This is a genomic window from Denitrificimonas caeni DSM 24390 (genome assembly GCF_000421765.1).
In the GTDB taxonomy this organism is placed as follows: domain Bacteria; phylum Pseudomonadota; class Gammaproteobacteria; order Pseudomonadales; family Pseudomonadaceae; genus Denitrificimonas; species Denitrificimonas caeni.
In genome coordinates, this window is the sequence record NZ_ATXQ01000011.1 from 1 (window position 1) to 23,416 (window position 23,416).

Genomic DNA, 23,416 nt, shown 5'->3' on the forward strand with positions numbered 1-23,416 from the left:
CTTTTATAGCGCCCATGTCGGGCTAAAGCCGCGACCTACAAACCAACCGCCCAGCGTATTCATACAAACCCCAGGTCGGCTATCCATGGGCGACAAAGGCAGCCCCACTGCAGAGCTTACGAAGAACAGCTGATCGACAGATGCTTACCCCAATCAGGTGGGCGCTGGGCGTACTCTGCGCAACCCTCTTGCTCGGTAAAAGGTGAACTGAGCACCTGATGCAATCTATGCAGCGGCGCATAGTCACCGTCTTCGGCGGCTTCAATAGCGATTTGGATAAGATAATTGCGCAACATATACAGCGGGTTAACCGCATGCATTTGCGCGCGGCGCTGCTCTTGGCTGCGTGAATCATCAACATTGCGCGCCATAAACTCCGCGCTCCACTCATCAAAGGCGGCGCGATTAATAAAATCATCGCGCAACTTGGCCAGCGCTTCAGCCACTGGTAACTCACCTAAATGACGGAAAAACAAGGTGTAATCAACAGCACTATGATCCATTTGCGCCAGCAGTTTATCCACCAATAAAGCATCACCTTCCTGCTCGCCCAGCAGCCCTAAACGCGCACGCATTGCAGTGAGGTAAGCCTGCTGCTGAATCGCCGCATAGCCATCCAGAATGTTCTGCAAACGCTCAACCGCGACATGCCGGGTTAAGGTCTCGGCAAAGGCCGTCAGATTCCAATACCCCATTGCCACCTGCTGGTTAAAGGCATAACGGCCATGGTGATCCGAGTGATTACAGATATGCGCCTGTTTAAAATCATCTAAGAAAGCATAGGGACCAAAATCAAAGGTCAGCCCCAAAATCGACATATTATCGGTATTCATCACGCCATGACAAAAACCGTAGGCCTGCCACAAGGCAATAGTCTCGGCCGTGCGTTTCACTACTGCACTGAGCAGCGCCGCTAAAGGCTCATCCGCACTTAGACATTCAGGATAAAGGTCATTGAGCACATGCGCGTGCAGTTGTTCGAGCTCAGCATTTTTCTGGTTGTAATAGAAATACTCAAAATGACCAAAGCGAATATGGCTGGGCGCTAAACGTATTAAAGTCGCGGCAGTTTCACGCTGCTCGCGCCACACCATAGTTTTTGAGTCGGCGACACAAAGGGCGCGCGAAGTGGCAATGCCTAAGGTATGCAAATACTCACTAGCAAGAAACTCACGAATACTGCTGCGCAGCACGGCGCGGCCATCGCCGGTTCGAGAAAACGGCGTCAGACCGGCGCCTTTCAAATGCACATCCCAGTGTTCGCCAGCACTGTTAACCACTTCACCCAGCAACAAACCACGACCATCGCCTAAACGCGGGGTATAACCACCAAACTGATGGCCAGAATAAACCATCGCCCGTGGCGCCACATTTGGCCAATACCACTCACCACTGGCGAGCTGCAGTAAACGCGGATCATCGGCGGTACTGGCTGGTAGGTCGAGCAAAGCTAAAGCTGATTGGCTGCAAATCACCATTTGTGGCTGCTCAATCGCAGAAGGCTTAATGACCGCAGAAAATGCATCACCTAAACGAGCAAAGCGCGGCTCAAACTCAAGGGTGTCTAAACTTTTCATAGGCACTCCAACGCCGCACAGCACTTAGGCTGTGGGGACTTGATCATCAGCAAGCGGGTTGCTTTGGGTGGATAGTAACTGCTGCTCTTGACCGTTCATATTTTTGACAAAAACATCCAGTTGATTGAAAGCCATCTCTATATTGTGCTCACGGAAACTTAACACAATACGGTTAAGCACTTCATCGGTCGACGGATTGCGATCGCCCAACTCACGCACATGGAAGCGCAATTCGTGATCAAAAGTACTGGCGCTGATGCCTAAGAACAGCACTATCGGTGCCGGCTCACGCATCACTCTTGGATTTTCCTGCACTGCTTGCAGCATCAATTTACGCGCCAAATCAAGATCAGTTTCATAGGCCACACCAATCTTAATTATCACCCGTGTCACAGTATCGGACAGCGACCAGTTAATCAGCTGATCGGTGACAAACACCTTATTGGGTACGATGATTTCCTTGCGGTCAAAATCGGTAATAGTGGTGGCGCGAATGCGAATTCGACTGACTGTGCCGGATAAATTACCAATGGTCACCACGTCACCAATGCGCACCGGGCGTTCAAACAAGATAATCAAACCAGAGACGAAGTTGGCAAAAATTTCTTGCAAGCCAAAACCTAAGCCGACCGATAGTGCAGCCACTAACCACTGCAACTTATCCCAACTGACCCCTAACGCCGATAGCGTCGTGACAAAACCTGTGGCGGAGATGGCATAAGAAAGCAGCGTGGTGGTGGCATAGGCGCTACCTTGTGCCAAATTTAATCGCGACAAAAACAAGACTTCTAACAAGCCCGGTAAGTTACGCGCCAAGGCAAAGGTAACCAAAATAATAAACCCAGCATCCAACACATCACGCAAGCTAATCGGTAACGCAGCACCGTTAGCATCAACGTTTTGATATAAGGTGATGTTATCTAAGTAAGCAAACAATGAGAGCAAATCTGCCCAAACCCAATACAGGCTGATAAAAAATAACCCTAGCAAAATCAGACGGGCTAAGCGCAACGACTGCGCATTGATCTGTGAAATATCCAAGAGCATATCGTCAGTAGCCACTTCGCCATCGAGCCCTTCTTTAGGCTGATTTTGCTTGGCATCTTGCGCGCGTTTCCAAGCTAAACGGCGTGCGGCCAAGGCCAAGCCACGCACCAATACTGCTTCCAGTAGTATCCAAATCAATACCAGAGAGAGGGTATCTAATAAACGCCCGCTGAGTTTGAGGGCGGTATAGTAATAACCCGACACTAGCGCCGCCGCAAATAACAAAGGCAACGACACTACGACCAAACCAATTAAACGTCTGAAAACGGGTGTGCTGTCACTGCTGTAACGATGAAACACCAGACGCCCCATAATCCACGACAGCATCAGCAAACTGCTCATCAATAGAACAATACCGATAACATCTTCACTGAGCGCCGCCGGTTGCGCTTCGGCGATGGTGACCACCACAGTCAACAGTAATGCGACTAAACCCAATGAGCGCAGATTGCGCTGCAAGAAGACCACTTGCGCGCGCGGCCAACGAAAATGTAACAAAGCCACACCATTAGGCGCCAAAATTCGATAGGCACAATAGAACACCAACCAGACCTTCGCCATACCCCAGAAAGCCTCACCAATCTCCAAGGTATGCCCTTTATTGCTCGCTTGTAATATAGAGCCAATCCCAGCGAGGACTAGTGCGCCTGGCAGTGCCAGCAGTAAATTTAACAATAACGCACGCGGCGTATGCAACTGACTGTCACGGCGAAAATGACCAATATCGGCATGTAGATTGCGCAACGCCTGTAAGATCACTGGACGCTTCCAAGCCGTCAGCAACAATAATAAAGTCAGCGGAATAAAGGCCCACGCTTGTTTACTTAAACTCTGCCCAATCTGCTTAATTTCAGTGGCCCACAGCACCGAACTGAATTGGTATTGCAAACGTGCTGGGGCTGCTTTAAACCACTCCCAATCCAAGGGTTTATTACTGGGAATCCAAAACATCTGCTCATCCAGAGTAAGGCGCAGTGCTGCAGTCATGCTTTGCAGTTGTTTTTGGTTGAGCTGAAGGGTGATGGATTCACTTAAATAGGCATTGAGCTCGCGATTTAAACGGTCTAACAATTCAGCGCGCGAACGCACTAAGTCCAATAGACTTGAGCGCAAGGCTATTTGTTCGTCGCCTGGTGGGGCGTCTTTGAGAGCATTTTGCACGTACTCCTCTGGACGGCTGACGGTGTCACGCAACTGACGCAGTTCAAACTGGTATAAGCGAGTATCAGCAATTTGGTCAGCTAAAGTACGATCAAAGCTGAGTTGCGGCAGCGCTTGTTTTTGCTGATACAGTATTTTGGCGAGTAATAAACTGCCCTGCAAAACATTAATCTGCTCATCTAATGCTTGCTCTGTTTGCTGCACAGTATCGAGCTGCTGGCGTACCAATAAGTTACGCTGAGTCAGTTGATTGCGGCGCTCCGTGATGGTTAACAAATAGTCTGAGAGTTTTAAATTCAGACCACTTTCACGCAATAACAAGCTGTCGCTACCGGCCTTACTCACCTCCAGCGATAATTCGGCGACGGTTTTCTCTGAATCGGCCTGGCGCTTTTCATTGAGCAAGGACTGCAGTGCCAGAATTTCTTGTTCCTGCAAACGCACTTTCGTCAATAACAGATCACGGCGATTACTGCCCAACTCTTGCAGTACACTGTTACCAGCCAACTCCGCACGGCGTAAGTTATTTTTGCTTTCTAACGCCAGTAATTCTGCTTGCAACGCATCCGTTTTTTCACTACTGAAGACTTTGCTACCTTCTTTAGCGTTTTTCAGCGAAGCATTAATTTCTTGAATACGGTTTTGATTGTTGCTGATCTCTGCTTGGGCTCGCTCAGGGCGTGTTTGTGCAGTAACGATTAAGCTGTTGGCCTCACCTAAATCTTTTTGCAAAGCACGCAGCTGCTGATTGCGCTCTGACAGTAAAGACTCCAGCTCACTCACCGAAGCTTGGGCCAAGCGTTTGGCTGGATCATCTTGAGGCATGGATAACAGTTTTTGCAGAGCCTGCTGAGCTTCGCTGATTTGCTTAGGTGCATCGAGAAGCTGTTGCTGCAGTTGCTGCTGTGCCTGCTCATTGCGCTCAACAGTCTCTAAAAAGGCAAGGGTTTGCTCTAAGAGCTGTTGGGTAGCGAGCTGCTCCGCCTCTGGCAATTTACGCGACGGCAAATCCGTTAGATTTTTTCGTACTTCAATGACATTAAGCGCAGCAGATGCTTGCCCAACGGTCAGCCAGCCAAGAAAACTAAGACACAACACTAACAACACATTCGGTTTCATAGGCCTAAGCTATCCCCGTTAATTAAAACCGCACACTATGTCATTCTCAAATGAAGCTTTTCCTGCTGTTTCACAGAGTTAAAATGCTGGCAGTTCTGGGCGCTTGCCCTCTGGGAACTTCACCCCCACTTTGCGCACTTTATTATTTTCCATCTGTGCCACCGCCCACGTTAGTCCTTGCCACTCAATATGGTCACCCAATACGGCCTCACCCGCCACCGCCTCAGTAATAAATTCAGCCAAGGTCATTTTCGGATCTAGGCCATTGAGTTTCAAACCGTAAACATCCGCTACCGCGCCCAACTGTGCATCACCTTCCAAAACAAAATCACCAAAGAAGCGCATATCTAAACCGCGTTGCGGCGCTTTGCTAAACAAACGTCCAAGTGCCGGTAAATCTTCTTCATGACCAATCACACAGAGAATATCATCGGCCTTTAAGCGTGTACTACCACTGGGGTGCAGCAAGCAGTTGTCACGAAACAGTGCAGCGATTCGAGTCCCTGCTGGCATTTTAAGTTCACGCAATTGCGCATTAATGCACCACTTTTGACTGCCTAAACTATAAACAAATAATTCCCACTGACTGGTCGGATGAATTTCCAAACCGGCACGATAAATTGGTAAAGGTGCGGGTGGTAAATCCACTTTTGCTTTACGCGCCGCCCAAGACAAGGTTGAGCCTTGTAAGAGTAGCGAGACCAAAACAATAAAGAAGGCGACGTTAAAAAACAGCTGGGCATTGGGTAAGCCCGCCACTAACGGGAATACCGCCAAAATAACCGGCACCGCACCACGCAAGCCAATCCAAGAAATAAATGCACGCTCACGCAGGTTAAAGCCACGAAACGGTAATAAGCCAAGAAATACCGAGAGTGGCCGCGCGACCAAAATCATCCATAGCGACAACAACAAAGCTGGAACCGCGATCGGTAGCAATTCATGCGGGGTCAGCAGCAAGCCAAGCACCAAGAACATACCAATTTGACTGAGCCAAGCCAGGCCATCAAACATGTGCAAAATACCGTGCCGGCTACGGATTGGGCGATTGCCCAGCACCATGCCGCAGACATACACAGCCAAAATACCACTGCCGCCGACTTCGCCAGTAAACGCATAAATCATGATGCTGCCGCTGACGGCCAACAAGGGATACAGGCCGTCCGCTACACTGATACGATTGATAATTTGCAGGAGCAACCAGCCACCACTCAAACCCAGCAAGATTCCTAAGCCAAACTGGCGAATCAAACTGGTCAGAAAATCCAGACTAAAACTGGTTTCACCCGCTGCCAGCATGGCAATTAAGGTGACAGTGAGGAACATGGCCATCGGGTCATTACTGCCCGATTCAATCTCTAGGGTTGAGCCGACCCGCTCATTTAAGGCTTTACCATTGAGTAGGTTGAAAACTGCAGCGGCATCAGTGGAGCCAACAATAGACCCAATCAGCAAGCCCTCAAGCAAGCTCAGATCAAACAGCCAGGCGGCGGCTAAGCCAGTTAAACCAGCTGTCACCGCCACCCCAAAGGTTGCTAGCGACAGTGCTGGCCAGAGCGCCACGCGGAATGTAGCAACGCGGGTACGCATCCCGCCATCGAGCAAAATGACGGCGAGTGCGAGGTTACTGACTAAGTAAGTTAAGGAGTAATCATTAAAGACAATGCCGCCAACACCATCGGTACCGGCCATCATGCCGACGCCCATAAAGATGACGAGAATGGGGATGCCAACACGCGAAGAGACTGAACTGACCAGAATGCTGATAGCAACTAACAACCCACCAACAAAAAATATACTATTGGTTGCTACAGAATCCACAAGCACCTCTCCTTTTAAAAATGACTGTATCGTTTAGCATGTTTAATTCTAGCCTGTAGATAACAGGCTTCGGTAATAATTCAGCTTCTATGACGCTTTAAAATCAGGCTGTGACACTAAAATCTAAGCTTAACACCAGCGCAGTGACTGTTTTCTAAAGATTTACGTCTTTGCTTAGACTAACCTGTTTTATGAGATTCTTTATGACAAATTCATACGCCAGTAGCGCTTGTGCGCATCTTAGCGAGGTGTTTGCCCACGATATTCCATTGACTGCAGCGCTAGCAGTTCAGGTGTGTGCTTGGGATGGCCTAAGCTTGCATCTAAAGTTGCCATTGGGGCAAAACCTTAACCATCAAAGCTCGATGTTTGGCGGCAGCTTGTATTGCGCGGGCGTGCTGGCCTGTTGGGGTTGGTTACATTTGCGTTTACGTGATGCTGGCATCAATACCACACATATCGTGGTTCAGGCAGGACACATTGATTATCCATTACCTGTATTGGCGGACGCTGAAGTCATTTGTGCAGCACCCGACGCGGCAGTATGGGAGCGTTTCTTTAAAATGTATCAACGTCACGGTAAAGCACGCATCAGTTTATCCAGCCGCATCCTCACCCATGATGGCCAAGACGGCGCCTGCTTTACTGGGCAGTTTGTTTTACATAGTTAAATATTTAGACGCGAGCTTGTAGATATTTTTACAGCGAGGTAGTACGTGACTGGGAGCGCAGGCGGCTCGCCCGCATAAATTACCAATCAACAATCGAGCCGCTGTTGATACGTAGCATACGTTTAGCATTGATGATGTTTGCCGCTGCGGGCAGAAGCGTTACGTCGAGGTATTGCGAACTGCGCTGAGTCTGCTTTTCCCTCAATGAGGCCTCCTGTCTCAATTCGGGCGCTGCGCCATCCTTGGCTTCGCTTGTCGCAGACCCAGCACAGCTCGCTTTGAGCAAAGGCGTTGTCAGTTTGCTATGTACATGTCTCTGTTGCCTGCTGGGAGCGCGGGCGGCTCGCCCGCATAAACTAGCAGTCAAGATTGGAGTCGCTTGTAATACGCGGCACTCATTGAATGTTTGTGGCGTTTGCAATTGCGGGCCAGCGGCCCGCGCTCCCAGAAGAATGAGCTGCTGATTTTTGCGCCTGCAAGGCTTAAAACCGTTAAACTTCAGCTTTGATTTTCAGATGTCAGGTTGTGTTCATTGTGGATGTAATAATTATCGGTGCCGGTGCTGCCGGATTAATGTGCGCGTTAACTGCTGCGCAGCGTGGTCGTAAAGTATTAGTGATAGATCATGCCAATAAAGCTGGAAAAAAAATCCTCATGTCCGGCGGTGGACGCTGCAACTTCACCAATCTGTATACCGAGCCAAGTAACTTTATTTCAAATAACCCACATTTTTGCAAATCTGCACTGGCACGTTATACCCAGTGGGATTTTCTCGAAATGGTGCAGCGCCATCAAATTGCCTATCACGAGAAAAAACTCGGCCAACTGTTTTGCGATAACAAAGCCAGCGATATTCTCGAAATGCTACTGAAAGAATGCGCGGATGCCGGCGCCACCATTCAACTCAATACCCCAGTCACCCGCATTCAAGCCAACGACAGCGGCTTCACTCTGCAATGCAACAAACAAACCTTACAGTGCAAATCCTTAGTCATTGCCAGCGGTGGCTTATCCATCCCCACCTTGGGTGCGACAGGTTATGGCTATCAAGTTGCGGAACAATTTGGCCATAGGATTCTGCCAACCCGCGCCGGCTTAGTGCCCTTCACCATCACTGACCCACAACTCAAAGAATTCTGCAGCGCCTTATCTGGCACATCTATTAATGACTGCGTGGTGCAATGCAACGGCCAAAGCTTTAAAGAAGATCTACTGTTTACCCATCGCGGCCTCAGCGGCCCGGTGATTTTGCAGATTTCATCCTATTGGCAGCCTGGCGACAGCATAGAAATTGATTTGCTCAGCGACCGCGATGCCAGCGTTTGGCTGCTGGAACAACAAGCCCAGCACTCCAATCTTGAATTGAAGACCGTGCTCAGCGAATGCTTTACCCGCAAGATGGCGCAACTCCTCTGTGAGCATTGGTTTAGCAACACCCCACTCAAGCAATACAACAGCAAACAACTCAGCGCGATTGGCGAGCAGTTGAATCATTGGCGGCTGACACCTTCTGGCACCGAAGGCTATCGCACCGCAGAAGTAACTTTGGGCGGGATTGATACCCAAGAAGTTTCGTCAAAAACCATGCAGTCGCAGAAGCAAGATAACCTCTATTTTATCGGCGAAGTATTGGATGTCAGCGGCCATTTAGGCGGTTTTAACTTCCAGTGGGCATGGGCCAGTGGGCATGCCGCCGGCTTAGTAGTCTAGGCTTTTGGCGCCGACTGGTGACGCTGTTCGATGCTGGTGGTGCAGGGTGTTGGTCTACGGATGCTTCCAGCGGGCGTGGTTTAGCGCAAATAAAGATAATTTTAAAAGTCCGACGCCTTTCCTTGGTTATTAATTACCAGCGGTACTACGCTGCTCAGTTAATGGCTGCTAGAATAGCCAAGTATTTTTATTTTCTTGAGTTTTACTATGTCGACCCCCTTTCGTCCTGAGTTGCTGTCACCTGCCGGCACCTTAAAAAACATGCGTTATGCTTTTGCCTATGGCGCTGATGCTGTCTATGCCGGTCAGCCGCGCTACAGCTTGCGCGTGCGTAACAACGAATTTGACCATGCCAACCTCGCCATCGGGATCAATGAAGCCCATGCGTTAGGTAAGAAATTTTATGTGGTGGTGAATATTTCACCGCACAACGCCAAACTAAAAACTTTTATCAAAGACTTAGAACCTGTGATTGCTATGGGTCCTGATGCGCTGATTATGTCGGATCCCGGCCTGATCATGCTGGTACGTGAGCATTTCCCGCAGATGAATATTCACCTCTCGGTGCAAGCGAATGCGGTGAACTATGCCAGCGTGAAGTTTTGGCACAGTCAGGGTTTGACCCGCGCTATTTTATCCCGCGAATTGTCACTGGATGAAATTGAGCAGATTCGCCATGAAGTGCCAGAAATGGAACTGGAAGTCTTTGTCCATGGTGCGTTATGCATGGCCTACTCCGGTCGTTGCTTGCTGTCTGGCTACATCAATAAGCGTGACCCGAACCAAGGTACCTGCACCAACGCCTGCCGCTGGGAATACAAAACCCACGAAGCCAAAGAAAATGAGCTTGGTGATATCGTGCATAAGTACGAGCCGATTGCTGCAGTGCAACATGCCGATCCAGCACTGATGCAAGCCGTTGAACCTATCCTCGGGGTTGGCGCGCCCACCGACGAAGTCTTCCTATTAGAAGAAGCCGGTCGCCCGGGTGAATATATGTCCGTCTCCGAAGATGAGCACGGCACTTATATTATGAACTCGAAAGATTTACGTGCCGTGCAACACGTCGAGCGCATGGTGCAGATGGGTTTACATTCATTGAAAATCGAAGGCCGCACCAAGTCGCATTACTATGTCGCACGTACTGCGCAGGTCTACCGCAAAGCGATTGATGATGCGGTTGCTGGTCGTCCCTTTGATAAATCGCTGATGGATACCCTGGAATCACTGGCGCACCGTGGTTACACCGAAGGCTTCTTACGTCGCCACGTACACGATGAATACCAAAACTACGAATACGGTTATTCGATTTCTGAGCGCCAGCAGTTTGTTGGTGAAATGACCGGTGAGCGTCGCGGTGATTTAGCTGAAGTGATCGTCAAGAACCGTTTTGCCGTCGGCGACTCAATTGAGTTAATGACACCCCAAGGCAATATCACTTTTGATCTGAAATACATTGAAGATCAAAAAGGCAAAAGCCGTGACGATGCGCCGGGTAATGGTCATGTGTTGTTCATCCCGATTCCAGAAAACGTTAATCTGGAACATGCTCTGCTGATGCGCAACCTCACCAGCGGCAACACTCGCGGCGCTTAGTTAATGCACACCCATTACGCTTAGTCGATGTGCTGAGCGTGATGGGCAATTAAGAACTCAGTGAACTGAGCAGCAGGCACAGGGCGGCTAATCAAATAGCCTTGAATCTCATCACACTGATTGGCTTTCAAGAAGTCCAGTTGTGCTTGGGTTTCTACGCCCTCAGCAGTCACTAGCAAATTCAAACCATGCGCCATAGTGATAATAGCGCGGGTGATTGCCGCATCTTCTTCATTAGCCGTCAAATCACGAATAAAGCTTTGATCAATTTTTACGCTATTGGCTGGAAACCGCTTTAAATAGCTCAAAGAAGAATAGCCCGTACCAAAATCATCAATTGCCAAAAACACCCCGATCTCGCGCAATTGTTTAAACGTAGCGATCACACTTTCCGCATTTTCTAGTAATTGACTTTCGGTCAACTCAAGCTCGAGCAAATGTGCTGGCAAACCGGTTTGCTGCAATACTTGTCGCACCAAAATCACCAGTTTCCCCTGCCTAACATGGCTGACCGACAGATTCACCGAGACTCGAATTGGCATTCCTTGGTTAAGCCAGATCAATGCTTGTTCACACGCCTGCAATAACATTAACTCGCTGATATCGGTAATTAAGCCTGTTTCTTCAGCTAAGGAAATAAACTCTCCTGGCGGCACCAAACCAAGCTGCGGATGATTCCAGCGGACCAAGGCCTCCGCTGATCTGATCTGCCCATCAGACAGCGATAACTTAGGCTGGTAATAAGCCTCAAGCTGGCCTTCTTCGATAGCACGCCGTAGTTGTTGTTCAAGTTGTAAGCGCTCTAGAGTGCCTGCTTGGAGCTGATCGTTGTAAAACTGAAAGTTATTACCGCCCAAGTGCTTTGCATGCTGCATCGCCACATGACCTTGGCTTATTAAGCTTGCTGGTTCGCGTGAGTTTTCGGGTAATAGGCTGACACCAATTGATGCGCTAATAATTAACTCTTCACCAGCGACTTCCACAGGCAAGCGTATACGAGTCAATATCAGTGCACATAAGCGCGCTAGAGTGGCCGTGGTGGCACCATTATCTAAAATAATTGCAAATTCATTACCACCCAGACGGGCGACAGTGTGAGCTTCAGGTAAAATTTGGCTGAGTCTTCGGCTGACTTGGCGTAGCACCTGATCAGCCACTTCAATGCCCAAGCTATCGTTAAGCACCTTGAATCGATCCAAGTCAATCTGCAGCAAGGCCATAGCACCAGAAGTTTGCCGTGCCTGCTCAACCGCCCGCTGCAGACGCTTATGAAACAAAGAGCGGTTAGCTAAACCAGTTAGCTCATCATACTGAGTTAAATAACTTAAGCGCTCTTCAGCTTTGCGGCGTGCTGTTAAGTCAGTAAAGAAGCCGACAATATGGGTGATACGATTTTGCTCATTACGAACAATATTGATTTGTAGCCATTGCGGATACATCTCACCATTTTTACGCACGTCGAGAACTTCGCCTTGCCAACTACCTTCTTGCTCAATGCCTAAACGGATCATTTGATATTGTCTGACTATCTCTTTATTCGTAGTCTGCAACATGACATTGTGACCTATAACCTCTTCACGGTTATAACCGGTTACAGCCGTAAAAGACTTGTTGACCGTCAAAATATTATACTCAGAATCTAAAATAACAATCCCTTCAGTTCCAGCATCAAAAACACTAGAAGCCAAACGCAACTCGTCATCTCGTTTTTTACGTGCAGAAATATCGCGACGCGTACCCAGCATCCGCAGTACTCGCCCGGCATTATCACGCTCCACAGCGCGGCCGCGATCTTCTATCCAAACCCAGTGCCCATCATAGTGTTTAATACGGTACTCAACGGCATAGCCTTCCGCGCGCTGTTTCATATGCTCAATCATGGCATTGCGTAATACCGGCAAATCATCGGGGTGCAATAAGGGGCGTAAATCAGTTAACACTCCGCGAATTTTTTCACTCTCTAGACCAAAAATACTTTCTGTGCGGGTATGTAAAATCTCATCACTGACTAAATCCCAATCCCAAAGCGCCAGCTGACTGGCATCCAGAGCCAGCTCAAGACGATCTTGGCTTTTCTCAAGCGCGTACAAGGCTTCCTGCAATTCGACGGTGCGCGCATTAACACCTTCTTCTAAATCGGCTTGCACAGCTAACAATTGCTGCTCAGCGATTTCTTTCTTACCGATCTCAGTGGTTAATTGTGCATTTAAAGCATTGGTATGTTGCTGCGCTTCACGCAAAGTGTAGATTAATTGCTCTTTTTTACGTCGCTGCTCAAGGCCTTTATAGAGCAAGCGATTGACCTGCCAAGCTGCAGCTGTCAGAGCAAAAAAATAGATCGCGGTCAACAGTCCTAAACTGTGTAAGTTGTCTGAGCCTGAACGCAAATAGACCCAAATCGTCGGTATAAAAGCAAAGGCAGCATAACAAAGAAAGGCAAAAAAACTCATCGCATAAGCAATGCAGGCCGAAGCAAGCACCAAAGAAGCCAGCCCAAGCAACACAACCTGTCTAGAAAAATCAGCTTCTGGCAAGAAAAACACAGGAACCACGGACAGTGACAAGCCCGATAGGCAAGCTCCAACTAGCAGCAGATACCACCACAATACAGAGGTCTGCTCCTGAGTCGTACGGCGTTCAAATACAGATACTGTGATAAAGCGCAGAACCACTAAACATATAAGCACAACGAACCAACTGACCAGCCAGCTAAACTGTGATGTATCACGTAAAAGCCATAGGGACCCAATGCCGTAAACCAGCATTAATACACTAGGTATTAATGAACTACGGTACAAAATACTAATATTTTCAACGTCTTCTACATCACCTAAACGCTGATTTATTACCCTCTGCTGCATAATATTATTGCTCGCAATGCTGATTTTTATTGTTATCTCAAAGCACTATATAGGCTTTAGCTGCGGGCCGCCTGAGAATTTAGAATGACTGTACAGCGGTCAAGACAAGCTAACATTATCTGCATTCGTCTTTTAACAACAAGCTAGACAGCAAGAAAACTTGATACAACTTTAGATTACTCAACACAACACGGCATGTTTATAACTATTTATAGTTTTCAATGTGTTTGCCCTTAGTCGGCGCGCCCTCTAGAATGCTCCGATGCATGATGATATCTCACACTTATTAAACTCTCTCAACGAAGCTCAGCGTGAAGCTGTTGCTGCGCCCATTGGTCAACAACGGGTGCTGGCCGGTGCTGGCTCCGGCAAGACACGGGTTTTAGTACACCGTATTGCTTGGTTGATCCAGGTTGAAGGCGCTTCACCGCACAGCATTTTATCGGTGACCTTTACCAATAAAGCCGCGGCAGAAATGCGTTTGCGCATTGAAGACTTACTGGGTCTGAATCCAGCCGGTATGTGGGTCGGTACTTTCCATGGTCTAGCCCACCGTTTACTGCGTGCGCACTGGCAAGAAGCAGGTTTAGCCGAAGGCTTTAGCATTCTTGATGGTGATGACCAGCAGCGCCTACTCAAGCGTGTAATGCGTGAACTGGGTTTAGATGAGCAGCGCTGGCCGGTGCGCCAAGCACAGTGGTTTATTAACGGTCAAAAAGACGAAGGCTTACGTCCGCAGCATATCCAAGCCGGTGGCGATTTGTTTCTCGGCACCATGCTGCAAATCTACAGTGCTTATGAAGCCGCTTGCGCACGTGCTGGTGCGATTGATTTTGCTGAGCTATTACTGCGCGCCCTCGATCTATGGCGCGATAATCCAGGCCTGTTACAGCATTACCAGCAACGTTTTCAACACGTTTTGGTTGATGAGTTCCAAGACACCAACGCTGTGCAATACGCTTGGCTGCGATTGCTCGCACAAGGCGGTAAAAGCTTAATGGTGGTGGGCGACGATGATCAGTCGATTTACGGCTGGCGTGGCGCAAAAATTGAGAACATCCAGCAGTTCTCCAGCGACTTCGTCAACACCCAAAGCATTCGTCTGGAGCAGAATTACCGCTCCACGGCAACGATTTTGAAAGCCGCCAACGCCTTGATCAGCAATAACCAAGGCCGCCTCGGCAAAGAGCTGTGGACCGATGACCAAGAAGGCGAGCCGATTCGTCTCTACAGTGCTTTCAATGAATACGATGAAGCTCGTTATATTGTTGAATGCATTGAACAAGCACTGCGCAAAGATGACCTTAGCCGCAGCGAGATCGCCATTTTATACCGCTCTAACGCGCAATCACGAGTGCTTGAAGAAGGCCTACTGCGCGCGGCAATCCCCTACCGCATTTATGGCGGCCAACGCTTCTTTGAACGTTTAGAGATCAAAAATGCTTTAGCGTATTTGCGCTTATTACGCAGTCGCCATGATGACGGCGCAATTGAACGGGTGATTAACGTACCCACCCGTGGCGTCGGCGAAAAAACCATTGATGCCGTGCGCCAAGCCGCGCGTGAGCATGATGTTTCGCTATGGCAAGCGATGCATCTGCTGATTGAGCATAAAGCCTTACCGGGACGTGCCAGTAACGCCTTGCAAGGTTTTGTGGATTTGGTCAACGAGCTAGAAACTCGCACCCTCGATTGCGAATTGCACGCCATGACGCAAATCGTGATTGAGCAGTCAGGTTTGCTCAAGTACCACAAAGAAGAAAAAGGAGAGAAAGGCCAAGCACGAGTCGAAAACCTTGAGGAATTGGTCAGCGCAGCACGCACCTTCAGCAAAAGTGAAGACATCAGCGCCAGCGCAGACGAAATCGATGAGGATTTATCACCTTTGGTAGCTTTCTTGGACCATGCGGTACTGGAAGCCGGTGACACCCAAGCCGATGAGTTTACTGAAGCGGTGCAGTTGATGACTTTGCACAGTGCTAAAGGCTTGGAGTTTCCAGTGGTATTTATTGCTGGCATGGAAGAAGGCTTGTTTCCACATAAAATGAGCTTGGAAGAACCTGGTCGTTTAGAGGAAGAACGCCGCTTAGCTTATGTGGGTATCACCCGAGCCATGCGCCAGCTGTATTTTACTTGCGCTGAAACCCGCCGTTTGTACGGCTCGGAAACCTACAATAAAGTGTCGCGTTTCGTTCGCGAGATTCCTGCAGATTTGTTGCAGGAAGTGCGGATGAATAATAGCGTCAGCCGTCCATACCAAAGTAACCATCAAGTGCAATCCAGCAGCATGTTTAATGGCACTGAGATTCCAGAAACCGAGTTCAAGCTCGGCCAACTGGTACAACACCCGGTATTTGGCGAAGGCGTCATCCTCAATTTTGAAGGCGGCGGTGCGCAGGCCCGGGTGCAGGTCAACTTTGCTAACGATGGCATCAAATGGCTGATGGTCGCTTACGCTAAACTGCAGCCACTATAACGATAATAATTATGATTTAAACTGGATCAGGAGCCTATATGAAGCGTCGCCAGAACCTTACTTTTGCAGCCGTTATGACCGCTTGCTTTGCTTTATTCGGCTGTAATGAAGAGTCCGCCAACAACACAGATAGTGTTGCTACGCCTAAGCAACAGACTTTCAACTGGAAAATGGTCACCGCTTGGCCGAAAAATTATCCCGCTTTAGGTACTTCAGCCGAGCGTGTGGCTGAGCGTATCAACAGCATGAGCGATGGCCGCTTAACCATTAAAGTCTATGCTGGCGGTGAGTTGGTTCCACCACTGGAAGTATTTGATGCTGTCTCGCGTGGTACCGCGCAAATGGGCCATGGTGCAGCGTATTACTGGAAAGGCAAAACCGATACCGCACAGTTTTTCACTTCAGTGCCATTTGGTTTGTCAGCCATTGAAATGAATGCTTGGCTGCATAAAGGCGGCGGCTTGCAGTTATGGCAAGAAGCTTACGCACCCTTTGGCGTTAAACCTTTTGCCATTGGTAACTCTGGCATGCAAATGGGCGGCTGGTTTAACAAAGAAATCCACGGTTTAGATGACCTAAAAGGCCTAAAAATTCGTATGCCGGGTTTAGGTGGCGAAGTCCTGAATCGTCTCGGCGCAACCACTGTTAACTTGCCAGGCAGCGAAGTCTTTACCGCCCTACAAACCAATGCCATTGACGCCTCTGACTGGGTCAGCCCTTATAACGACTTAGCCTTTGGCTTACATAAAGCTGCAAAATACTATTACTACCCAGGCTGGCAAGAGCCGCAAGCGGTACTGGAGTTAATCATTAACCAAGCAGCGTGGGACAGCTTGCCGGCTGACTTACAAGCCATAGTGACGGAGGCGATTCGTGCCGGTAATGCCGATATGCTCGACGACTTCACCTGGAATAATGCCCGCGCTTTAAGTGAGCTGAAACAAGCTGATGTGCAGCTGCGCCGCTTCCCTGATGAAGTGTTACAAGCAATGAAACAAGAGTCGGCACTGGTGCTCAATGATTTAGCCAGCAAAAGTGACCTCAACCAGCGCATCTGGGATTCTATGCAAGCGTTCCAACAACAGGTGACACAAATGCATAAAATTTCTGAAAAAGAATTGTATAACTGGCGCGATTAGAGATCGTCGCGTGTTTTTAGCTCGCACGCTCTACGCCCATGTTCCTCACCCGTCGATTGCTGCATACTGCAACTTGCGACTGACTCGATTAACCTGACAATAAAGAGATATTTTTATGCAACGTTTTCTCAGTATCGCCTTAGCTCTGTGCCTAGGTTTAACCTTCAGCCTCGACGCTGATGCGAAACGCTTTGGCGGAGGTAAGTCATGGGGTGCAAAACCTAAGCACAGCCAAATGCAAAAACAACAAGCGCAACCGGCCGCAGGTCAAACAACCGGCAAACAGCCGGCCACAGCGGGTGCCAAGCCAGGTATCGGCGGCATGTTAATGGGCATGGCTGCAGGTGGATTACTCGCATCAATGTTTATGGGCGGCGCTTTTGAAGGCTTACAAATCATGGACATTCTGATTTTCGGTCTGATTGCTTTTGTCATCTTTAAGCTGATTGCCAGCCGCCGTCGACAAATGCCGCAGGCAGCTACGGCGGGCGGTCCAGCCATGCAACGTGAAGCGCACAACGCTAATCAAAATATTTTTGGCGGCTCTAGTGCTGCAGCACGTCCCGTGATTCAGGTGCCAGCTTGGTTCAATGAGAGCAGCTTCTTACAGGCTGCCGAAGGTCATTTTAATGCTCTACAACAGCACTGGGATGCCAATGAAATGCATCTGATTGCTGAGTTTGTCACCCCAGAAATGCTGACCTTCCTGGCTACTGAGCGCAGCAGTTTAGGTGATGCAATGCAATCAACCTACATTGATGATTTAACTGTGCAGCTCGATGGCCTTGATGAGCAAAGCGATCTGACTGTCGCCACTATCACCTTCCATGGCATTGCGAAAACCTCACGCTTTGATCAAGGTGAAGCCTTCAGTGAAAGCTGGCGTATGGAGCGTAAGAACGGCGACAACCAACCTTGGTTAATCGCAGGTATTCGTCAAAACGCTTAAGCTGCCCATCCCAATCTGAAGCGGACGCAGCAACTGCGCTGCTTCAGGTTTTCAGTAACACCCGTAATCGACAGAGCGAATACACCGTGGAAGAAGTAATTGACGAACTACGCGAGCGCAATGAGCCGGTTCCTGTAGCACTCGAGTTGCCTGATGAAGAAACCTTGGTCGAGATTCAAGAGCAAATCTTGATCCACCTGCCTTTTGCTCTACGTGAGTTTTTATTAACCGTCAGCGACGTGGTCTACGGCCATCTTGAGCCGGTTACCGCCAGCGATCCACATTCGCACACCTACCTACCTGAAGTGACAGCCACTGCTTGGGACTTAGGTCTGCCACGGCACTTAGTGCCAGTGTGCCACGATGCACCGATTTACTACGCAGTCGATGAAGACGGCGAAGTCTTCGCTTGGGATTCTGATAGCCAAGAGATGCTGGAAGATACCTGGGAAAGCGTTTGGCACTGGGCAAGAGATGTCTGGTTAGAAAGTTAACCCTCTCACAATAAGGTATAATTGCATCTTTTAAGCGCACACTATAGATGCGCGCAACTAAGAGAGCATTATGGAACCCGGATCATCAACACTCACCATGACCGTTTTAATGACCCCAGATAACGCAAATTTCTCGGGTAATGTGCATGGTGGTACCTTGCTTAAATACCTCGACGAAGTCGCCTATGCATGCGCCAGCCGCTATGCAGGTAGCTACGTAGTAACGCTCTCGGTCGATCAAGTGACCTTTCGTCAGCCTATCCATGTTGGTGAACTGGTGACTTTTCTGGCCTCGGTCAATTACACCGGACGCACTTCAATCGAAGTCGGCATTAAAGTTATCACTGAGAACATTCGCGAAAAGCTGGTCAGACACACCAACAGTTGCTTCTTTACCATGGTGGCGATTGACGACAAAGGCCAATCAATTGCAGTTCCGCCTCTAAAGCCGACGAGTGAGGATGCGATCAGACGCTTTGCCAACGCCCAAGAACGCCGTGCTATTCGTGCGGAGCTGACTGAGCGCTACAGGGCTCTGAAAGACTAACCTGCAGTTTCTACCACAGCTAAAAACACAAAAGCGCAACAGCAAAGCCAGTTCATCACTCACTTTGCCATTGCGCTTTAATTTTGCGCGTTACTTAAACGTCAATATTATTATCAACTTCCTGTACTTTGCCGCCGCGCGCTAAAAACTCTTCCATCGCTTTCGCTAGCGCATCGCGCTCTTTTTGCTTGGCTTCAACCGATGGTAAATCATCAATACTGACGGCTGCTTTCGCTTTACTGCGAGTCGGTGCAACCACTGCGTCAGAACCATCATCGATGCTGTCATCAACCACATCATCGTCAACGTCATCAACGTCTTCTACATCATCGAGACTGATATCATCAGTATCCACTTCGCTGTCATCGCCAGCTTCTAATTCTTCTGTTTCTAATTCGTCATCAAACATAGTCAACCTCAAGCCTGCCTTCAGCAAGATAGCTTTTAATCTAGCGCCGAAAACATTCAGCACTTAAATTGGGATTAGCATAATTACCGCGATACTGGGTTGCAATAGGGTCAATAAGCTGCACTATAAAAATATCAGCTCACTATTGCCATCATGCATTGGGCGCGCATTCTAGTGCGATAAAAAGAAAATAACTACGACAAATAGATTCTTTTTTTTAATTTGTAAAATCCGCAGGTTTGAGGGGCGCGTGACCTATAATACGTCGCCAAAAAACTAAGGCGCAACCCGCGAAGAGTTACGCCTTAGTCGTATTAATGCACTGCTGTAATTGCCGTAAATGTCAGCACAGCAAGAGTAAAACGCTGATTAAATAGCGTCGGAGCCGGTCTCGCCAGTACGAATACGCACAGCTTGCTCTAGGCTAACCACGAAAATTTTACCATCGCCGATTTTTCCAGTATTCGCAGCTTTACTGATCGCTTCGATAACGCGATCTAGTTGCGCAGCGGCAATGGCCACTTCAATTTTGACTTTAGGTAAAAAATCAACAACATACTCTGCGCCACGGTACAGTTCGGTATGACCCTTCTGCCGGCCAAAGCCTTTAACTTCAGTCACTGTAATACCTTGTACACCAATTTCTGACAATGCTTCACGAACATCGTCCAGCTTGAACGGTTTGATGACAGCGGTAACTAATTTCATACAGTCTCTCCGGGATTAGATGACTCATCAATCAAGTCAATTTTGAACATGCTTACAGCTAACGTCTATGCCTTAACACTCTGTACCCTATGGCATGCATAGATCGATACAACAATCACACACAATATTTTAGCAAGCATACAAATACAATACGCTTTTTTTTATCCGCCCGCAGCGCAACCAGCATAAAGTCTAGATTAGCCACCGACAAACCCAGTCGCATGTGCTCACACAGATTCACAATTGTGCTGACGTGCTAAACTGCATTCATCATGATTAAGGAATTTTCCTATGTTACCGCCTAAAGCCTTATTTGACAGCATCAGCAGCCATGTCGGAAATCTACTTGGCAGTGAAAACCCATTGCCGCGCGCCGAAGTAGAAGCGCAGTTCAAAGCACTGATACAAAGCGCCTTTAGCAAGCTGGATCTGGTCAGCCGTGAAGAGTTTGACAGTCAAATGGTTGTACTGGCCCGCACTCGTGCACGTTTAGAAGCACTCGAGAGCAAAGTCGCTGAATTAGAAGAGCAACTGCAACCTGCTGCATCTGAATAAAACGAAGTTAGACGGCCTACAGCTGGCCTGATAAAGCTGCTCAACAGATAAGATCAAGGAGGATCTATGTCTCTTGCTATTATGCATAGCCGTGCGCAAATTGGTGTTGAAGCACCTGCAGTCAGCGTGGAAATCCATTTAACCAATGGTTTGCCGTCACTGACGATTGTTGGCCTGCCAGAAACTGCAGTGCGCGAAAGTAAAGACCGCGTGCGCAGTGCTCTTCTCAACAGCGCGCTCGAGTTTCCACGCAAACGTATCACCCTTAATCTGGCCCCCGCTGATCTGCCGAAAGAAGGTGGCCGTTTTGATTTAGCGATCGCTCTAGGCTTGCTGGCCGCCAGTGCACAACTACCAGGCGGCTGTCTCGATGGTTTTGAATGCTTAGGCGAACTGGCGCTGTCAGGGCATGTACGGCCGGTACGTGGCGTGCTGCCTGCCGCCCTCGCCGCTCGCGCTGCCGGACGTGCGCTGGTCGTAGCTTTAGCCAACGCCGAAGAAGCCTGTTTAGCCACGGGCTTAAAAGTCTATGCGATTGATCATCTGCTCGAACTGGTTGGTCATTTTAATCAACACAGTCCGCTTAAGCCTTATGTGTCACAAGGTCTACTGGCACAAGTGCCGCGCTATCCAGACTTACTTGAAGTACAAGGCCAGCAAGCCGCTAAGCGCGCTTTGGTAGTCGCCGCAGCAGGCATGCATAATTTATTACTTACCGGGCCGCCAGGAACGGGGAAAACCCTCTTAGCCAGTCGGCTCCCAGGGCTACTGCCACCACTCAGTGAAAAAGAAGCACTGGAAGTGGCTGCGGTGCAATCAGTAGTCAACCTTGAGCCCTTGCGTGGTTGGCCACAAAGACCGTTTCGCCAACCGCATCATAGCGCTTCAGGCCCAGCGTTAGTCGGCGGTGGTAGCCGTCCGCAGCCCGGTGAAATCAGCTTAGCCCACCAAGGCATTTTATTTTTAGATGAGCTGCCTGAATTCGACCGCAAAGTGCTTGAGGTGCTGCGCGAACCTATGGAGTCTGGCTACATTGTCATTGCTCGTGCGCACAGCAAAGTGCGCTTTCCCGCGCGTTTCCAGTTGGTCGCAGCGATGAACCCTTGTCCCTGCGGTTACTTTGCAGACCCCAGTGGTCGCTGCCGCTGCAGTCATGAGCAAGTACAGCGTTATCGCCAAAAGCTTTCCGGGCCCTTACTCGACCGTATCGATCTGCATATTCCTGTAGCTCGTGAAACGACCTCACTGCGTCAACCTAAAGAACCTGGGTTAAGTTCGGCGCAGGCTGTTGAGCAAGTTTGTGCAGCACGTCAGCGCCAGTTAAATAGACAAGGCTGCAGTAATGCACAATTAGACTTAAATGCCTTAAGAGAGCATTGCACATTAGGAGAAGAGGATCGGATTTGGCTTGAGCAAGCCAGTGAGCGCTTGAACTTATCGCTACGTGCCACACACCGTATTTTGAAAGTGGCGCGTACCTTAGCTGACCTAGAAGCAGCGCCAACGATCTGCCGTGGACATTTAGCTGAGGCTCTACAATATCGTTTTAACGAACAACAATGAAAAGAGCCCGCGCGTTCACACTGAGCACGCGGGCAATTCTGAATTATTCTGCTTTCGGCTTGGCTTTTCTAGGCATCAAATATTTCATCAGGCCTTGGAACCACATAACCAACATGGTGTTGCCTTGGATTTGAATGTTTTTATCTTGGATGCCTTGCATAAACGCCAACTGCTTGTTTTTTGCATTCATCGTGGCGAAACCATACGCTGAATCTTTAAAGCCAATTGAAAAAGCTTGTTCTTGAGCTGCACCGGAACGACTTTCTAAACGATTATTAGCGACGACAAAATGACGAGCCACTTTGCCATCAAGAGTGTGCAGCATAAAAGTTAAGTCTTTACCGTCCAATTGTTTTTGAAAAGCAGGGTTAGTTTTGCTGGCCTTACTCATCATACGACCGAGCATCCAGAGTAAAAAACGAAATCTCATTAAACAGTTCCAAATAATAAATTGCGGTTATTTTAATACAAAACAGTATAAAACGGCGCATTTAGCAGCAATCTTTACTAATTTTGCCGAATTTTAGTGAATCAATGCGCGACCCAGTAGCGTATCGCGCATCAGCTCAAGCGGTTCGTCTTACAAGCTCACCGCTTCTTTAAGCTGCTTACCAGGCTTAAAAGCCACGGTATTGCTGGCTTTAATGGTTAGCGCTTCGCCCGTTTGTGGGTTTTTACCGGTACGCGCACCACGGTGACGCTGAGCAAAAGAACCAAACCCCACCAAAGTAACAGTGTCATTGTTACTTAGCGCTGCGGTCACTTCTTGTAAAATAGCATTGAGCACACGCCCTGCTTGCTCTTTACTGATATCTGTTTTTTCGGCAATTGCCGCGACCAATTCTGGTTTACGCATGTGAGACCTCATTTTATTGTTGTTAAGTGTGTCTAGCTGTAGAGCGGTCAAGCATCATACTAACGTCTACCTAAAGTAGGCTTGCAAAGCATGGCACGGCATCAGGCCAGTGGCCAGTACCTGAACTGCTTTTCATGACGATTTTTACACCTAGTCG

The 23,416-nt window shown here is 48.7% G+C and carries 19 protein-coding genes; 10 read left to right on the top strand and 9 right to left on the bottom strand.

Annotated features, from left to right (window positions below):
• Positions 1–116 precede the first annotated feature (116 nt).
• The 3 genes from H591_RS0113035 to H591_RS0113045 all read right to left on the bottom strand — a co-directional run bounded on the left by H591_RS0113035 (position 117) and on the right by H591_RS0113045 (position 6,725).
• The gene (locus tag H591_RS0113035) at positions 117–1,577 is read right to left on the bottom strand and encodes a protein adenylyltransferase SelO (RefSeq protein WP_022967408.1); all 1,461 of its coding nucleotides are present in this window, start codon (positions 1,575–1,577) and stop codon (positions 117–119) included.
• A gap of 24 nt (positions 1,578–1,601) precedes the next feature.
• On the bottom strand, positions 1,602–4,904 hold the full coding sequence (gene mscK, locus H591_RS15460) for a mechanosensitive channel MscK (RefSeq protein WP_022967409.1): 3,303 nt from the start codon (positions 4,902–4,904) through the stop codon (positions 1,602–1,604).
• Positions 4,905–4,982: 78 nt separating this feature from the next.
• Positions 4,983–6,725, bottom strand: a complete 1,743-nt coding sequence (locus tag H591_RS0113045; RefSeq protein WP_022967410.1) for a potassium/proton antiporter — start codon at positions 6,723–6,725, stop codon at positions 4,983–4,985.
• A 203-nt stretch (positions 6,726–6,928) separates the two neighbouring features.
• Between H591_RS0113045 and H591_RS0113050 the strand changes: the two genes are divergently transcribed.
• Positions 6,929–7,396, top strand: a complete 468-nt coding sequence (locus H591_RS0113050; RefSeq protein WP_022967411.1) for a YiiD C-terminal domain-containing protein — start codon at positions 6,929–6,931, stop codon at positions 7,394–7,396.
• Positions 7,397–7,475: 79 nt separating this feature from the next.
• Here H591_RS0113050 and H591_RS16245 read toward each other — a convergent pair whose 3' ends face one another.
• The gene (locus H591_RS16245; RefSeq protein WP_269746529.1) at positions 7,476–7,601 is read right to left on the bottom strand and encodes a hypothetical protein; all 126 of its coding nucleotides are present in this window, start codon (positions 7,599–7,601) and stop codon (positions 7,476–7,478) included.
• 368 nt (positions 7,602–7,969) lie between these two features.
• On the opposite strand from H591_RS16245, the gene H591_RS0113055 reads away from it, so the two are divergent.
• Complete coding sequence (locus tag H591_RS0113055) at positions 7,970–9,106, top strand: BaiN/RdsA family NAD(P)/FAD-dependent oxidoreductase (protein ID WP_051145852.1); 1,137 nt, start codon at positions 7,970–7,972, stop codon at positions 9,104–9,106.
• Positions 9,107–9,313: 207 nt separating this feature from the next.
• Positions 9,314–10,702, top strand: coding sequence for a prephenate-dependent tRNA uridine(34) hydroxylase TrhP (gene trhP / locus H591_RS0113060; RefSeq protein WP_022967413.1), 1,389 nt, complete (start codon positions 9,314–9,316; stop codon positions 10,700–10,702).
• 20 nt (positions 10,703–10,722) lie between these two features.
• Here the strand turns inward: trhP and H591_RS0113065 are convergent, their stop codons facing one another.
• On the bottom strand, positions 10,723–13,599 hold the full coding sequence (locus H591_RS0113065; RefSeq protein ID WP_028244437.1) for an EAL domain-containing protein: 2,877 nt from the start codon (positions 13,597–13,599) through the stop codon (positions 10,723–10,725).
• Positions 13,600–13,825: 226 nt separating this feature from the next.
• On the opposite strand from H591_RS0113065, the gene uvrD reads away from it, so the two are divergent.
• The 5 genes from uvrD to H591_RS0113090 all read left to right on the top strand — a co-directional run bounded on the left by uvrD (position 13,826) and on the right by H591_RS0113090 (position 19,168).
• Positions 13,826–16,039 carry a DNA helicase II gene (uvrD, locus tag H591_RS0113070; protein ID WP_022967415.1) on the top strand — a complete coding sequence of 738 codons (2,214 nt, stop codon included), beginning with the start codon at positions 13,826–13,828 and terminating at the stop codon, positions 16,037–16,039.
• Between the two features lie 38 nt (positions 16,040–16,077).
• The gene (locus tag H591_RS0113075) at positions 16,078–17,178 is read left to right on the top strand and encodes a TRAP transporter substrate-binding protein (protein ID WP_022967416.1); all 1,101 of its coding nucleotides are present in this window, start codon (positions 16,078–16,080) and stop codon (positions 17,176–17,178) included.
• A gap of 115 nt (positions 17,179–17,293) precedes the next feature.
• Positions 17,294–18,127 carry a Tim44 domain-containing protein gene (locus tag H591_RS0113080; RefSeq protein ID WP_022967417.1) on the top strand — a complete coding sequence of 278 codons (834 nt, stop codon included), beginning with the start codon at positions 17,294–17,296 and terminating at the stop codon, positions 18,125–18,127.
• 86 nt (positions 18,128–18,213) lie between these two features.
• Positions 18,214–18,621: an SMI1/KNR4 family protein gene (locus tag H591_RS0113085; RefSeq protein WP_022967418.1), complete on the top strand. Its 408-nt coding sequence runs from the start codon at positions 18,214–18,216 to the stop codon at positions 18,619–18,621.
• Positions 18,622–18,691: 70 nt separating this feature from the next.
• Positions 18,692–19,168, top strand: coding sequence for an acyl-CoA thioesterase (locus H591_RS0113090; protein ID WP_022967419.1), 477 nt, complete (start codon positions 18,692–18,694; stop codon positions 19,166–19,168).
• 94 nt (positions 19,169–19,262) lie between these two features.
• Here the strand turns inward: H591_RS0113090 and H591_RS15465 are convergent, their stop codons facing one another.
• Both H591_RS15465 and glnK read right to left on the bottom strand, forming a co-directional pair.
• Entirely contained in the window at positions 19,263–19,577 is a 315-nt protein-coding gene (locus H591_RS15465) for a hypothetical protein (RefSeq protein ID WP_022967420.1), read from the bottom strand.
• A 369-nt stretch (positions 19,578–19,946) separates the two neighbouring features.
• Positions 19,947–20,285, bottom strand: a complete 339-nt coding sequence (gene glnK / locus H591_RS0113100) for a P-II family nitrogen regulator (RefSeq protein ID WP_022967421.1) — start codon at positions 20,283–20,285, stop codon at positions 19,947–19,949.
• A 291-nt stretch (positions 20,286–20,576) separates the two neighbouring features.
• Between glnK and H591_RS0113105 the strand changes: the two genes are divergently transcribed.
• Positions 20,577–20,840, top strand: coding sequence for an accessory factor UbiK family protein (locus tag H591_RS0113105; protein ID WP_022967422.1), 264 nt, complete (start codon positions 20,577–20,579; stop codon positions 20,838–20,840).
• A gap of 66 nt (positions 20,841–20,906) precedes the next feature.
• A complete protein-coding gene (locus tag H591_RS0113110) occupies positions 20,907–22,403 on the top strand; it encodes a YifB family Mg chelatase-like AAA ATPase (RefSeq protein ID WP_022967423.1) in 1,497 nt (498 codons plus the stop codon).
• A gap of 43 nt (positions 22,404–22,446) precedes the next feature.
• Here H591_RS0113110 and H591_RS0113115 read toward each other — a convergent pair whose 3' ends face one another.
• Entirely contained in the window at positions 22,447–22,833 is a 387-nt protein-coding gene (locus tag H591_RS0113115) for an SCP2 sterol-binding domain-containing protein (RefSeq protein WP_022967424.1), read from the bottom strand.
• A 150-nt stretch (positions 22,834–22,983) separates the two neighbouring features.
• Entirely contained in the window at positions 22,984–23,259 is a 276-nt protein-coding gene (locus tag H591_RS0113120) for an HU family DNA-binding protein (RefSeq protein WP_022967425.1), read from the bottom strand.
• Between the last annotated feature and the right edge of the window lie 157 nt (positions 23,260–23,416).